The sequence below is a fragment of the Nocardia abscessus genome, assembly GCF_015477775.1.
Taxonomy (GTDB): domain Bacteria; phylum Actinomycetota; class Actinomycetes; order Mycobacteriales; family Mycobacteriaceae; genus Nocardia; species Nocardia abscessus_A.
Window position 1 is genome coordinate 136684 of the sequence record NZ_JADLQO010000014.1, and the last position, 12863, is coordinate 149546.

The following is a 12863-nucleotide window of genomic DNA, read 5'->3' on the forward strand; positions in this document are numbered from 1 at the left end:
CGAGCCTCGAGGATGGGTATGGACTTCACGCATTCCGACCGAGCCGTCCGCCTCACCGATCAGGTGCGGCAGTTCGTGCGCGACGAGATCGAGCCGCGCGACGAGGAGCACGCCGCCTTCCTGCGGGAATCGCCATGGGCGGTCCCGCCGGTGGTCGAAGAGCTCAAGCAGAAGGCGCGGGCCGCGGGGCTGTGGAACCTCTTCCTGCCCGATCCGGAACTCGGCGCGGGCCTGAGCAATGTCGAGTACGCGCCGATGGCCGAGGCGATGGGCGCTTCCGGCTGGGCGCCGGAAGTGTTCAACTGCAATGCCCCCGACACCGGCAACGCCGAGGTCCTGCTGCACTACGGCAGCACGCAGCAGCGGCAGCAGTGGCTGCGGCCGCTGCTGGACGGCGAGATCCGCTCGGCGTTCTGTATGACCGAACCCGAGGTCGCGTCCTCGGACGCGACCAATATGGCCGCGACCGCCGTGGTGGACGGCGAGGAGATCGTGCTCAACGGCCGCAAATGGTGGAGCACCGGCATCGGCCATCCGAACTGCGCGTTCGTCATCTTCATGGGCCTCACCGACCCGGAAGCGCACCCGTACCAGCGCCACTCCATGGTGCTCGTCCCGCTGGACACGCCCGGCGTGCGGGTCGAACGGATGCTCACCACCTTCGGCTATCTGGACGAGCCCTTCGGCCACGGCGAGGTCACCTTCACCGACGTGCGGCTTCCGCTGGACGCCGTGATCGCCGGGCCGGGACGCGGCTTCGAGATCGCCCAGGGCCGCCTCGGCCCCGGCCGCATCCACCACTGCATGCGCGCCATCGGCCTGGCGGAGCGCGCGCTCGAACTGGCCTGCCGCCGCAGCCTTTCGCGCACCGCGTTCGGCAAGCCGCTGGCCAACCTCGGTGGGAACCGGGAGCGCATCGCGAACGCCCGCGTCGCGATCGATCAGGCCAGGCTGCTCGTCCTGCACACCGCCTGGCTGCTGGACACCAAGGGCCTGGCCGGCGCGCGCAGCGAGGTCTCCCAGATCAAAGCGGTCGTGCCGAGGATGACCCAGGAGGTGCTCGACATGGCGATGCAGTTGCACGGCGGCGCCGGGCTTTCCGACGACTTCCCGCTGGCTCGCGCGTTCGCGGGCATTCGCTCGTTGCGTTTCGCCGACGGCCCCGACGAGGTGCACCTCGGCGTGATCGCCCGGCAGGAACTACGCAAATACGGAAACGACCGGTGAGCGCCCCGGAGGCCACCGCCGTCCGCGCCGAGGACGCCTTCGACGTCGCCGCTGTGCACACCTGGCTCGCCGACCAGGTGCCGGGTCTGAGCGAGCCGCCCGAGGTGCGTCAATTCTCCGGTGGCGCGTCCAATCTCACGTATCTGCTGCGCTACCCGGATCGCGACCTGATCCTGCGCCGCCCGCCCGGCGGCAAGAAGGCGGCTTCCGCACACGATATGGGCCGTGAGTACCTGGTGCAGCAGCGGTTGCGTCCGCACTACGGCTACGTTCCCCGGATGGTGGCGCACTGCGCCGATCCGAGTGTGATCGGCAGCGAGTTCTACGTCATGGAGCGCGTGGCGGGCACGATCCTGCGTGGCGATCTGCCGGAGGGGACGGCTCTGTCGCCCGACCAGGCTCGGCGGTTGTCCACCACGGCTTTCGACTGCCTGATCGAACTGCACGAGGTCGACCCCGTCGCTGCCGGGCTCACCGAAATCGGCAAAGGCACCGGCTATGTCGGCCGCCAGGTCGCGGGCTGGTCGCGGCGCTTCGTGGACGCCCGCACCGACAATGTCAGCGATTTCGCCGCGGTGATGGCGTGGCTCGAGGCCAACCGGCCCGAGGACGTCGCCACCACCGTCATCCACAACGACTTCCGGCTGGACAATCTGGTGCTCGACCCGTCGGGCTCTGGCGCGATCGTCGGCGTGCTCGACTGGGAGATGGCGACACTGGGCGATCCGCTGATGGATCTCGGTGGGGCGCTGGCCTACTGGGTGCAGGCCGACGACGACGACGCCATGCGGGCTGCCCGCCGTCAGCCGAGTCATCTGCCCGGCATGCTGACCCGCGCCGAGATCGTCGAGCACTACTGCGCGCGCACCGGCCGCTCCGCCGAGAACTGGCCGTTCTACGAGGTCTTCGGGCTGTTCCGGCTCGCGGTGATCGCCCAGCAGATCTACTACCGCTACCACCACGGGCAGACCACCAACCCGGCGTTCAAGGACTTCTGGATGGTGATCAACTACCTGGACTGGCGCTGCCGGAAGGTCGCCGGGCTCGAGTAGGGCAGCCCCACCCATATAACTGTCGTCGGTGCGTCCGGCGTCGCGCTCGGCTCTGTCGCGCAGGCGCTTCCAGGCCTCCCGACTCACCGCAACGTCGCGATGGGTTTGCCGTGCACCCCGACCACCGGCGCGGGCGCCGACCACCCGTGCGCCCGCGACCCCGGCACCGCCGCCGAAGTCAGCGTCCGAGCGCGATGGAGCCCGACATCTGTGACGCCCGAGTAACCCCACATCGCCACCTCGGTATCCGGCCCGGGCAGCGCGAGCGGACCGGAATTCTCCGCGGCCCGGATGCCGTCCAGCGCGATCCGCGCGGCCAGCGGGCCGTAGGCGATCGCGGCGGTCGGCAGTGGCGATACCCGTGGGCGGCGACGTCGCGCCGTCATCGCCGCGGTGGCGGTCGCCCCGCCAGAGGCGTCGTAGCGAAAGCCGCTGTGCGCGAGCGGCGTATCACCGGATCGTCGCGGCGAGTTGGAAGAGGCTCAGGTCGGCGGGGCGATCTTGACGATGGTCGATTCGCCGCCGGTGTCGGCCACGGTGACGAACTGACGGTAGGTGCGGTTGCCGGAGTCGGGCCGCAGCTCGGTGATGACCACGTCGTAGCGTCCGTCGAGCATGGGCGTGATCATGACGCAGTGCTGGGTTCCCGCGGGGACGGAGGCGATGCCCGCGTCGATCACGGTGACCGGCGGCACCGCGGCGTCCGGCACCGTCAGCGATCGTGCGACCGCTCCCGAGCGGGTCACGTAATAGGCGTGCTGAAACGCCAGGATCACCTCCGGTCCCGAGGCTGTCGAGCCGGTTCCGTTGCCGCGCACCAACTGTTCTCCGCGAGTCGGTTCGCAACCGGGGCCGCCGCCGAGTACCGGGTCCGCCACGGTGGCCGATTGCCGTGGCGCGGAGGCCGCGTCCGTGTAGACCAGGACCAACGCGGCGGCGGCGAGCGAGGCGGCCACACCGACACCGCCGACCAGCCAGGCGCGGCGTGGCCCGCGCCGAGCGCGACGCCGGGAGCGAGGCGCCCGATGCCGGTCCCCGCGCGAACGGGGCGGCGGCTCCTGGGCGGAGAGCATTCCGGGCCAGGTGGGCACGCGTTCGCCCCGGTCACGGCCCGGCCGGGCGCGTCGGCCGCCGGGCTCGGACGTGTTCGACGACATGATCTCGCCGCACCCCCTTTTACGGTGCCTACTCGGCCACCGTGGGTTCCCTCTCAATGCCGTTGCGCAATAACAACATTGCATATCTCCCTGGATTTTGTCGGTCGAATGCTCAACAGGCAAGGCCGAACCACGCACAGCGGTCGGCGCAGCGCCGAAACACCGGCTGATCAGGACCGGGCGGTCGGTGCGGTTCGGTCCGATCCTGGTGTCCCCCATGAACGACGTCCCCGGCCGAGCGATCGTCCGGGTGTTCGGCGAAGTGGCCGGGCTCACCGTGCGCTGCCGCAGCTTCGCCTCGAACTCGATGTGCCGGCACGCCCTCTCGACGGCGCGAACGCGATCATCGCGATGCGGCTTCGACTGCAACGAGATCGCCGGGACCATGAGCGAGGTGGCATACGGCACCGCCGTTCTGATCACGCCCGTGGCGTGACCGGCTAACCCCAGGTCAGCGGATCCAAGTGGAGGAAGAAACGCTGACGCTCGGCGTCCAGACCGATGCCGTAGCGGTCGGCGAAGATCCGGTCGGCGCGTTCGGCGCGCCGTTCGTCCTGCCATGACTCCCGCGAATTGGCCAGCAGTAGAGCGATATCGGCGTACGGGTCTGCGATGCCGAGGCGGCCGAGGTCGATGAAACCGGCGACGGTGTCCGTGTCCGGGTCGAGGATGATGTTGGGCAGGCACAGATCGCCGTGGCACACCACGGCTTCGGCGAGTTCCTGCGTCATCCTCGACTCGAGCTCGGTGGCCAGCCTGGTGAGCAGGACGGTGGGTGGAGTGTCCCGCTGCTCTTCTGGGAGGAACTCGGGATCGACCGCGCCACGGACGACGACGTCCTGGGCGATCGCGAACATCCGCGCCAGGCCCCGGTCGAACGGGCACTCCGCGACCGGCACATCGTGCAGGCGGCGCACCGCGTCCGCGATCGATTCCCATGCGCGGGACAGGGTCTGCGCGGAAACGGCGTCGGCGGCGACGCCGGGGACGGCACTGGTGACCAGGCAGGCGCCCTCGTCGCCGATCCGCCAGTCCAGCACTCGAGGGCCGGGAATATCCTGGCCGTCGAGCCAGGTGATCTTGTCGCGCTCCAGCGCGAGGGCAGCGACCAGGCCGGGGCCGACGCATTTGGCGTAGCGGGATCCGTCGGCGGACCGGAACACGTCGGCGCCGGACTCCCCGCCACGAACCGGCTCCCATCGGCAATCGGACGGCAGAGCGGCCGGAAAGCGAACAAGCGACTCGGACACGCCATCGACGGTAGCAACGCGCACCGGACCGGCCCACCTCGCAGACCGTCGGCAAACCAGATGTATAGTTGCCAAAAGCAACTAGTTGAGGTTGCTAAGTAATCTGCCGGTGGGGAACGTCGAGGTGAGTGTCATGTCCGCAACCGCTCGCGAGCACCGCGCGTCCGCGGCCGAACTCGCGGCCGCCGACGAACTCGGTCAGCGGCTGGTCCGGTTCATGCGCGCGATCAACCGGTCGAAGTGGCAGCCTGCCCGGCCCGGGCCGGAAGGGCTGGAGCGACTCGCCTACGCCGTGCTGTTCTGCCTGGTGCACGACGGACCACAGCGCGCGGGAAGGCTTGCCGAGTTGCTGCACGCCGAGGCGTCCACCATCAGCAGGCAGAGCAGATCGCTCGTGGCGCACGGCCTGGTGGAGCGCAGGGCCGACCCGGTCGACGGACGCGCGTGCGTGCTCACGGCCACCGAGGAGGGCGTGCGCGTCTTCGAGGAGAACCGCGCGCTGCGCAACCGATGGCTGGCCGACATCCTGGCCGACTGGCCCGCGACCGACCGCGACACCTTGACCGTTCTGCTCGACCGGCTCACCGCAGGAATAGAGACCACTCCCCGACACCAAGCCGATCCGAAATAGGGCTCATCCATGACGAATTCCACCACCCGGGCTCCGCGGAACCCGGACGCAGGCGCGGACACGGCACTGTCCCACCGGCAGATCCTGACCGTCCTGTCCGGGCTGTTGCTCGGCATGTTCCTGGCCGCCCTCGACCAGAACATCGTCAGCGTCGCGATCGTCAGGATCGCCAACAGCCTGCACGGCTTCGACGAACAGGCCTGGGCGACCACCGCCTACCTGATCACCGCGACGATCACCACGCCGCTGTACGGCAAGCTGGCCGACATCTACGGCCGCAAGCCGTTCTACCTCACCGCGATCGCGCTGTTCATCATCGGTTCGGTGGCGTGCACCTTCGCCACCTCGATGTACCAGCTCGCCGCGTTCCGCGCGTTCCAGGGGCTGGGCGCGGGCGGACTGATGTCGCTGGCTTTCACCATCATCGGCGATATCGTCCCGGTGCGGGAACGCGTGCGCTACCAGGGCTATTTCATGATGGTCTTCGGCACGGCGACCGTGCTCGGCCCGGTGCTCGGCGGCTTCTTCTCCGACTACGAAGAACTGGGCGGCATCGAAGGCTGGCGGTGGGTCTTCCTGGTGAACGTCCCGGTGGGCGTGCTGGCCCTGCTCGTGGTGGCCAAGGTGCTCAACGTGCCGCACCAGCGCCAGAACCACCGGATCGATTGGCTGGGCGCGCTGACGCTGGCGATCTGCGTCGTGCCGCTGCTGATCGTCGCCGAACAGGGACGCCACTGGGGATGGTCGTCGGAGCGGTCGCTGCTCTGCTACGGCATCGGGGCGGCGGGGCTGCTGCTGTTCGTCCTGGTCGAGTTCCTGATGAAGGACTCTGCGCTGATCCCGCTGCGCCTGTTCGAGAACTCGACGTTCAGCGTCACCATCGCGGGTGGATTCATCGTCGGTATCGCGATGTTCGGCGCGATCACCATGGTCCCGACGTACTTCCAGGTCGTGCGCGGCTACTCGCCGACGAAGGCCGGTCTGCTCATGCTGCCCTTGGTGCTCGGCATCACGGTGGGCTCGCAGTTGGCAGGGCGGATCACCAAGCAGACGGGCCGCTACAAGATCCTCCCGGTGGCGGGCACGTTCATCGTCGCGGTGGGCGCGCTGCTGTACGCCCAGGTGCACTACGACAGCCCGCTATGGCAACCCCTCGTCTACGGCGCGGTGGTCGGGCTCGGGCTCGGCTGCTGCATGCAGACGCTGATCATCGCCGCGCAGAATGCCGGACCCCGCTCGGACATGGGCGTTTCCACGGCGTCGGCCACGTTCTTCCGGCAGATGGGCGGCACGCTCGGCGTCGCGGTGTTCCTGACCATTCTGTTCAATCTGCTGCCGCACCGGATCATCGACGCGTTCGGCGGCGCGCTGCCGCCCGGGTTCGGCCCCGACCAGCTCAGCGGCATCCAGTCCAACACCAGCGGTATCGCGACGCTGCCCGACGAGGTGAGGATCCCCGTTCTCACCGGCTTCACCGACGCGATGCACGGGGTCTTCTACGCGGCGGCCGGTGTCGCGCTGCTGGCCTGCGTGGTGCTGATGTTCATGAAAGAGATCCCGCTGCAGGACGTCCCGGCGCAGGCTCCGATCGAGGAGACCGAAGCCGAAGAGTCACACTGGGACGCCGATCGGGTCTGGGAGGGCGCCGCGCAGGCGCTGTCGGAGCCGGAACCGGTGCTCGCCGCGGCCGCGAGCGGCCACGCCGCGGGCGATCCCGCGGGCAACGGCGCCTACCGGCGTGAGCCGAAGGCGAGCTTCGACGACGCCGAGTACGAAAGTCGTTCGCTCAGCGGCTACGTCCATCGCGAGGACGGCCGCCCCGTGCCCGCCGCCGCACTCACCTTGATCGACCACCACGGGCGGCAGGCCGCTCGGACCAGCGGCGGCGACGACGGCGGTTACCTCGTCAGCGCGCCGGACGCGGGCGGTTACGTGCTGATCGTGTCGGCCGCCGGGCATCAGCCCACCGCGGTGAACGTCACCGTCGGTGACCGGCCGCAGCAGTTCGACATCACCCTGCTCGGCTCCGGGGAGTTGTCCGGGGTGGTCCGGTCCGCCACCCTCCGCGAGCCGCTGCCCGGCGCGACCATCACACTGACCGACCTGGACGGCGAGGTGGTCGGCTCGGCGACCGCGGCGGCCGACGGGGCCTACCTGTGCCAGGGCGTGGTGCCCGGCACGTACACCTTGGTCGCGGTCGCCGAGCACATGCGTCCGAGCGCGACCGCGCTGACCGTGCCGGACAGCGGACTGCTGCACCACGACATCGATCTCACGCCGATGGCGGTGCTGGCCGGGTCGGCGTGGACCGACGGCGGCCGTGCGGTCTCGGACGTGCAGATCAGCGTGCTCGACGCGGCGGGCGTCCCGACCGCCACGACGCGCACCGACGAGAACGGGCGTTATGTCGTCACGGATCTCGCCGAAGGCGACTACACGGTCGTCGCGCGCGGCTACCCGCCGGTGACCAGCCAGGTAACGGTGCGCGGCGGCGAAGTCGCGCACGATGTGCGGCTGGGCTATGAGGACCGGCCCCGTTTGTGATCGCCGAACGGTTCGTCGCGTTCCCGGACCGCCTCGCGGAAACCGGCGGTGGCGGCGCGCGTCTGGAAGGCGTAGCCCTCCCTGGTGTGCCGGGAGATGCCGTCGAAGACCGTGCTGATCATGCCTGAGTTGGCCACCCCCTGCGCGTACAGCGCCGAGTTGAGCGCCAGTTTGGCCATCATCAGCTGGTTGATCGGCATGCGCGCGATCCGGGCGACGAATTCCTCGGTGCGCGCGTCGAGTTCGTCGGCGGGCCAGGATTCGATCGCCAGGCCCCATTCGACCGCCTGCTTTCCGGTGAGACAGTCGCCGGTGAACAGCAGGCGCTTGGCGCGCTGGTCACCGAGGCGATGCGCCCACATGCCCGCCGCGGGCACACCCCAGACCCGGGTGGGCGGATAGCCGATCTTGGTGTCGTCGGCGCAGATGATCTGGTCGGCGAACAGGGCGATATCGCTGCCGCCCGCTACGGCGAAGCCGTGCAACTTGGCCACGGTCGGCTTGTTCGCCTGCATCAAGCTGGCGAAACCGCGGTTGAACCGGCTCATCATCGCGTAGTCGATCATCGGGTCCCAGGTCTGCGCCGGATCGTGGTTGCGGCCCTGCACCACCGGGTCGACGACCGTCCCCGCCACGTCGCCGGGACCGCCGGCCGCCCCGAAACCCTGCTCGGCGAACATGCTCAGGTCGTATCCGCCGCAGAATCCCTTGCCGCGCCCGGACAGCAGGATCACGTGCACCCGCGGGTCGAGGTCGGCGCGTTCGACCGCGTGCGCCAGATCGTGCGGGGTGTCGGGAGTGATCGCATTGCCCCTCTCCGGCCGGTCGAAGGTGATGCGCGCGATGCGGCCGTCCCGCTCGTAGGTCAGCGTCCGGTACTCGCGTGCGCCGTTCGGCTCGGGGCGTCCGGCCCACGGCGAGTCCGCCGTCTCGGTCCAATCGCGATACCAAGCGCCCGATCCGCCATCGGCCTGGATGTCACTGTCGGTCATCGCTTTCCCTTCGACGCTGGTCCGGAACCCGTCCACGCAGTCTGGCGCACCCACCATTTGACAGTCAACAGTGACTGTGAAATTCTCGCGCCGACGGAGGGAGCTGGAATGGCCGGAGTACGCGCGGAGCGGAAACGGGCGACCCGCGCCCACATCCTCGACGCCGCCGCCGATCTGCTGGCCGAGCAGGGCTACCGGGCGCTGACCACCTTGTCCGTGCAGCGCGCCGCGGGCGTCAGCCGCGGGGCGCTGCTGCACCATTTCCCGACCATCGCCGCGTTGATCGCCGAACTGGTCAGCCATTTGGTCGCACGCAACGAAGCAGCCGTCCGGGAGATCGCGGCCGGGCTCGGCGAGGGGACCGATCCCCTGACGCGCGCCTTGACCGCCCTGTACGAGTCGATGGCTCGCCCGGCTGCGCAAGCCGAGTTCGAACTGTGGGCGGCCGCGCGGACCGACCCAGCGCTTGCCGAAGCGTTGCGCGCGGCCGAACGAAAAGCCGGGCGCGACTTGCGGCGGGTGGTGGATGCGCTGTTCGGTCCCGACGTCGTCGCCCATCCGCGGTATCCGGCCGTGCGCGACCTCACCATCGCGATCCTGCGCGGCACCGCGATGTCCCGTCCGCTGCGCAGCACCGAGCGCGCCGCCACGGCAACCATCGACCGATGGGCGGAGGCCATGACAGTTCTACTCGCACAGGATCGATAGCAATCATCGGGCGTGGCCGTAGCCGAATTGGTTGTGACACGCGTCACTTGCGCCTCCGATTGTGCCGTCTCCCACATGGTCGCTATCCTGGCTGCACTTTGAGACCACCGAGTCTCAATGCAGCCTTCGACGGGGCCGGGTTCGACCACCGCACGGCTCCGGCGGAGGCCGATTCCTGCCGGGGAGCGCCTGCGGCGCGTGGACTACCAGGAGCAAACGCCATGCGATCGAAGTTGATCTCGGCGGCCATCGGTATCGCGGCGATGGCGCTGTCGTGTGTGGGACCGGGCAGCGGACCCGCCGTCGCCGCACCGGATTGCCCGACCCTGTACGTGGTGGCGATCCCGGGCACCTGGGAGACCACCGACCAGCTGGACGGCCCCGGGATGCTGGCCGGAGTCACCAGCGGCCTGCCGCCCTCGACGCGGGTGGACTACGTCAGCTACGCCGCGACCGCATTCCCCTGGGAGAGCGAGGTATACGGGGCCTCCAAGCGCGAGGCGACCGACAACGCGCGCGGCATGATCGCGGCGATGGGCCGGGAGTGCGGTGCGACCAGAATCGCGCTGCTCGGCTACAGCCAGGGCGCGGACGCCGCCGGTGATCTCGCCGCCGAGATCGGCACGGGTCTCGGTGTCGTGCCGCCGCACCGGATCGCCGCCGTCGGACTCATCTCCGACCCGCGCCGCTCCCCCACCGACGCACTGGTCGGGCCGCCGGTGGGCGGCGCGGGCGCGGGCGGTCCCCGCATCGGCGGGTTCGGCTTCGTCACGCCGCAGACCCGCACCATCTGCGCGATCGGCGATCTGTACTGCGCAACGGCCTCGGACGATTTCGTGACCCGCTTCGCGGGCTTCCTGGCCCAGACCTCCCACCCCGACCCGGCCTTCCTCTGGCGCTACCAGCTCGAAATGGGCGCGATCGTCGGTGATCTGATGTCCAACGGCGGCATCACGCTGCTGCAGAGCCAGCTGTCGGAATCGGCCAATCAGGAACGGGCTCGGCTGTTCGACGAGTTCTACCGCTCGCAGGCGCACACCGCCTACGGCAGCTATCCCGTCGGCGGCGGCGAGACCGCGCTGTCGTGGATGCACGACTGGCTGGCATCGCTGGCCTGAGTCAGCGGGCGCGCCGCCGCGCGGCCTCTCCGCAAACCTCCGCGACGGCGCCCTGCTCGACCGACCATTCAGCCCGACCGACCGTGCAGCCCGACCGACCATTCAGCCCGACCGACCGCAGATCGAGTGACCGTTCGGATCGGTGACCGTTCGGACCGAGTGACCATTCGGACCGTCATCGGATGCGCAGCGCCGTCATCCGCCAGCCTGCCGAGCGCGTCCGCGCGATGCGTGCCGCCAAGGCGAAACGGCGCCTGCCACGGCCGTATGCGGCGACGACCTCGGCGGTCTTGGCGTCCACGATGATCACGCTCACCCGGACCGGCACCGCGGCGCCGAGGGCACGCCCGGGCACGAGACCGTTGTCGATCAACGTGCGCACCGCGGCCACGACCGTGGCGTCGGCGACCACGGCGAGTTGGGGCACGGGCCGCCTGCGGTCGAGCACTTCGAGGACGATGCGCACCGCCGACTCGGCGAACCGGTGTGCGGCCGGCTGTGTTTCGTCGGCCTGCGCCGGCGCCGCGTGACTTCGGCGCACCACATTGCGCACCCCCGCACTGGACCGAGCGGATGCCGCGTGCGGCCGCGGCCTGCACGTCAGCGCTCGAGTGGGCGCCGGGTCCCCTACCGAGCGCTCCGCCTCCGCGCGCCGTCGACTGTCCAGCGGCGGCTCCGGATTCGGAGCAGGCGCCAACCAATCGCGATAACCAGCCATGCAGATCCCCTTCGAAACCCAGTGGTCGAACCCTTGTGTCGACGATTCTGCGGACGGCCCACCGGATATCGCGCGTAGTCGGCTACCCGATTCCGGCCGGACCGACCACCACCGGGAGTCGGCGGGCACGTAGGCGGACCTATGTTGGAGTCGGCAAGCCCGACACGGAAACGGAGATCCCGGATGACCGACGAGCGACGAGCGGACGCGACCGTACCCGGAAAATCCGCGCCCCCTCGTCCAATGGCTCGCGGCGCGCTGCTGACGCTCGCCGGAGTGCTCGCCGGGTACCTCGCGCTCAGCCAACTGCTCGCGGTCGCACCGGTTTCCTGGCTGATGCCCCTGCTGCGCGACGCGATCGTCCAATCGGCCGTGCTCCTGCTCGGCGCGGTCCGCGACGCCCTCGGCTCGTGGAACATGGTGCTCGCCGTGCTCGCGACCGGACTCGCGCTGATCGCGTTTCGCACGGGCGGGCGGAGACGGCGCCTCGCGGGCGCGGTGACCGGCGTGGCCGCCGCCGGCCTGGTCCTGTCCGTCCTGACCAGTGCGACCCTCGTGTTCGCGGCGCGCGACGCGGCGGGCGTCTGGATTCCGTTCGCCCCGCTCGTCCCGTTCAGTACGGTCGGCGACGCGCCCGACGAGACCGTCACGTACGCGACGGTCGACGGGCAGCCGATCCAGGCGGATCTGTACCTGCCCGCACCCGCGCCCGTACCGGCCCCGCTGGTGTTGAGCATCCACGGCGGAGCTTTCGTCGGCGGCAGCCGCGGCACCGACGCCTACACGACCTGGCTGGCAGGCAACGGATACGCCGTCCTCGACGTGGACTACCGCCTCGCCGACGCCGACCACCACCGCTGGGACACCCAGGACGCCGACATCGCCTGCGCGCTGACCTGGGCCGCGGCGAACGCGCAGCGGTACAACTGGGACATGCGGCGAGTCGCCACGTTCGGCGAATCCGCGGGCGGCAATCTCGCGATCAACGTCGCGAACAAGATCAACGCGGGTGCCTTGCGGCCCAGCTGCGGCAGCGCCGCCGAGCTGCCGAAGGTGCGCACGGCGATCGCGCTGTACCCCGCGGTCGATCTGGCCGCGTCGGGTACCGAGACCGCGCTCGGCGTCGACGCGGCCCGGCAGTACCTCGGCGGAACGCCGGAGCAATACCCGGATCGCTACACCGCGACCGGCTCCGCGGCACACGTCACCGGCAACACTCCGCCCACGCTGCTGATCCAGGGCGCCGGCGATCATCTCGTGCTCGCCGAGCACACCTCGGCCTACGCCGCCGCGCTCGAGACCGCCCGCATCCCGCACCGCTACGTCGAACTCCCCTTCCTGGACCACGCCTTCGGCACCACCGAACTCGACACAGGCGCCCAGGTCACCCGCGAGCTCACCCGGACCTGGCTGGCGGAATACCTGGCGTAACCGACGCCACACCACCGCCCCGGGAATACCCGCGC

Annotated in this window: 13 protein-coding genes; 8 read left to right on the forward strand and 5 right to left on the reverse strand. The window is 69.9% G+C overall.

Annotated elements, in window-relative coordinates:
* Positions 1–18: 18 nt before the first annotated feature.
* Both IU450_RS29355 and IU450_RS29360 read left to right on the forward strand, forming a co-directional pair.
* Complete coding sequence (locus IU450_RS29355) at positions 19–1227, forward strand: acyl-CoA dehydrogenase family protein (RefSeq protein ID WP_195152975.1); 1209 nt, start codon at positions 19–21, stop codon at positions 1225–1227.
* Positions 1224–2279, forward strand: a complete 1056-nt coding sequence (locus tag IU450_RS29360) for a phosphotransferase family protein (protein ID WP_195152976.1) — start codon at positions 1224–1226, stop codon at positions 2277–2279. Before IU450_RS29355 ends, IU450_RS29360 begins: the two co-directional genes overlap by 4 nt.
* Positions 2280–2362: 83 nt before the next feature.
* On the opposite strand, the gene IU450_RS40685 is transcribed toward IU450_RS29360, so the two are convergent.
* Both IU450_RS40685 and IU450_RS29370 read right to left on the reverse strand, forming a co-directional pair.
* Positions 2363–2665 (reverse strand): hypothetical protein, encoded by a 303-nt coding sequence (locus IU450_RS40685; RefSeq protein ID WP_195152977.1) that lies wholly within the window; start codon positions 2663–2665, stop codon positions 2363–2365.
* 96 nt (positions 2666–2761) lie between these two features.
* Positions 2762–3436: a hypothetical protein gene (locus tag IU450_RS29370; RefSeq protein WP_228835289.1), complete on the reverse strand. Its 675-nt coding sequence runs from the start codon at positions 3434–3436 to the stop codon at positions 2762–2764.
* 217 nt (positions 3437–3653) lie between these two features.
* Here IU450_RS29370 and IU450_RS29375 point away from each other — a divergent pair, with 217 nt between their 5' ends.
* On the forward strand, positions 3654–3872 hold the full coding sequence (locus tag IU450_RS29375; protein ID WP_195152978.1) for a hypothetical protein: 219 nt from the start codon (positions 3654–3656) through the stop codon (positions 3870–3872).
* A gap of 4 nt (positions 3873–3876) precedes the next feature.
* Here the strand turns inward: IU450_RS29375 and IU450_RS29380 are convergent, their stop codons facing one another.
* Positions 3877–4686: an APH(3'') family aminoglycoside O-phosphotransferase gene (locus IU450_RS29380; protein ID WP_195152979.1), complete on the reverse strand. Its 810-nt coding sequence runs from the start codon at positions 4684–4686 to the stop codon at positions 3877–3879.
* A 133-nt stretch (positions 4687–4819) separates the two neighbouring features.
* Here IU450_RS29380 and IU450_RS29385 point away from each other — a divergent pair, with 133 nt between their 5' ends.
* Both IU450_RS29385 and IU450_RS29390 read left to right on the forward strand, forming a co-directional pair.
* Positions 4820–5317, forward strand: coding sequence for a MarR family winged helix-turn-helix transcriptional regulator (locus IU450_RS29385; RefSeq protein WP_195152980.1), 498 nt, complete (start codon positions 4820–4822; stop codon positions 5315–5317).
* Between the two features lie 9 nt (positions 5318–5326).
* A complete protein-coding gene (locus IU450_RS29390; protein WP_195152981.1) occupies positions 5327–7861 on the forward strand; it encodes an MFS transporter in 2535 nt (844 codons plus the stop codon).
* On the opposite strand, the gene IU450_RS29395 is transcribed toward IU450_RS29390, so the two are convergent.
* Entirely contained in the window at positions 7837–8853 is a 1017-nt protein-coding gene (locus IU450_RS29395; RefSeq protein ID WP_195152982.1) for a crotonase/enoyl-CoA hydratase family protein, read from the reverse strand. The two genes, IU450_RS29390 and IU450_RS29395, sit on opposite strands and share 25 nt — an antisense overlap.
* A gap of 108 nt (positions 8854–8961) precedes the next feature.
* On the opposite strand from IU450_RS29395, the gene IU450_RS29400 reads away from it, so the two are divergent.
* Together IU450_RS29400 and IU450_RS29405 are read left to right on the forward strand one after the other, a co-directional pair.
* The gene (locus IU450_RS29400; RefSeq protein ID WP_195152983.1) at positions 8962–9561 is read left to right on the forward strand and encodes a TetR/AcrR family transcriptional regulator; all 600 of its coding nucleotides are present in this window, start codon (positions 8962–8964) and stop codon (positions 9559–9561) included.
* Positions 9562–9782: 221 nt separating this feature from the next.
* The gene (locus IU450_RS29405) at positions 9783–10679 is read left to right on the forward strand and encodes a cutinase family protein (protein WP_195152984.1); all 897 of its coding nucleotides are present in this window, start codon (positions 9783–9785) and stop codon (positions 10677–10679) included.
* 175 nt (positions 10680–10854) lie between these two features.
* Here IU450_RS29405 and IU450_RS29410 read toward each other — a convergent pair whose 3' ends face one another.
* Positions 10855–11232, reverse strand: a complete 378-nt coding sequence (locus IU450_RS29410) for an Rv3235 family protein (RefSeq protein ID WP_195152985.1) — start codon at positions 11230–11232, stop codon at positions 10855–10857.
* A 348-nt stretch (positions 11233–11580) separates the two neighbouring features.
* On the opposite strand from IU450_RS29410, the gene IU450_RS29415 reads away from it, so the two are divergent.
* Positions 11581–12828, forward strand: coding sequence for an alpha/beta hydrolase (locus tag IU450_RS29415; RefSeq protein WP_195152986.1), 1248 nt, complete (start codon positions 11581–11583; stop codon positions 12826–12828).
* The last annotated feature ends 35 nt before the right edge of the window (positions 12829–12863 follow it).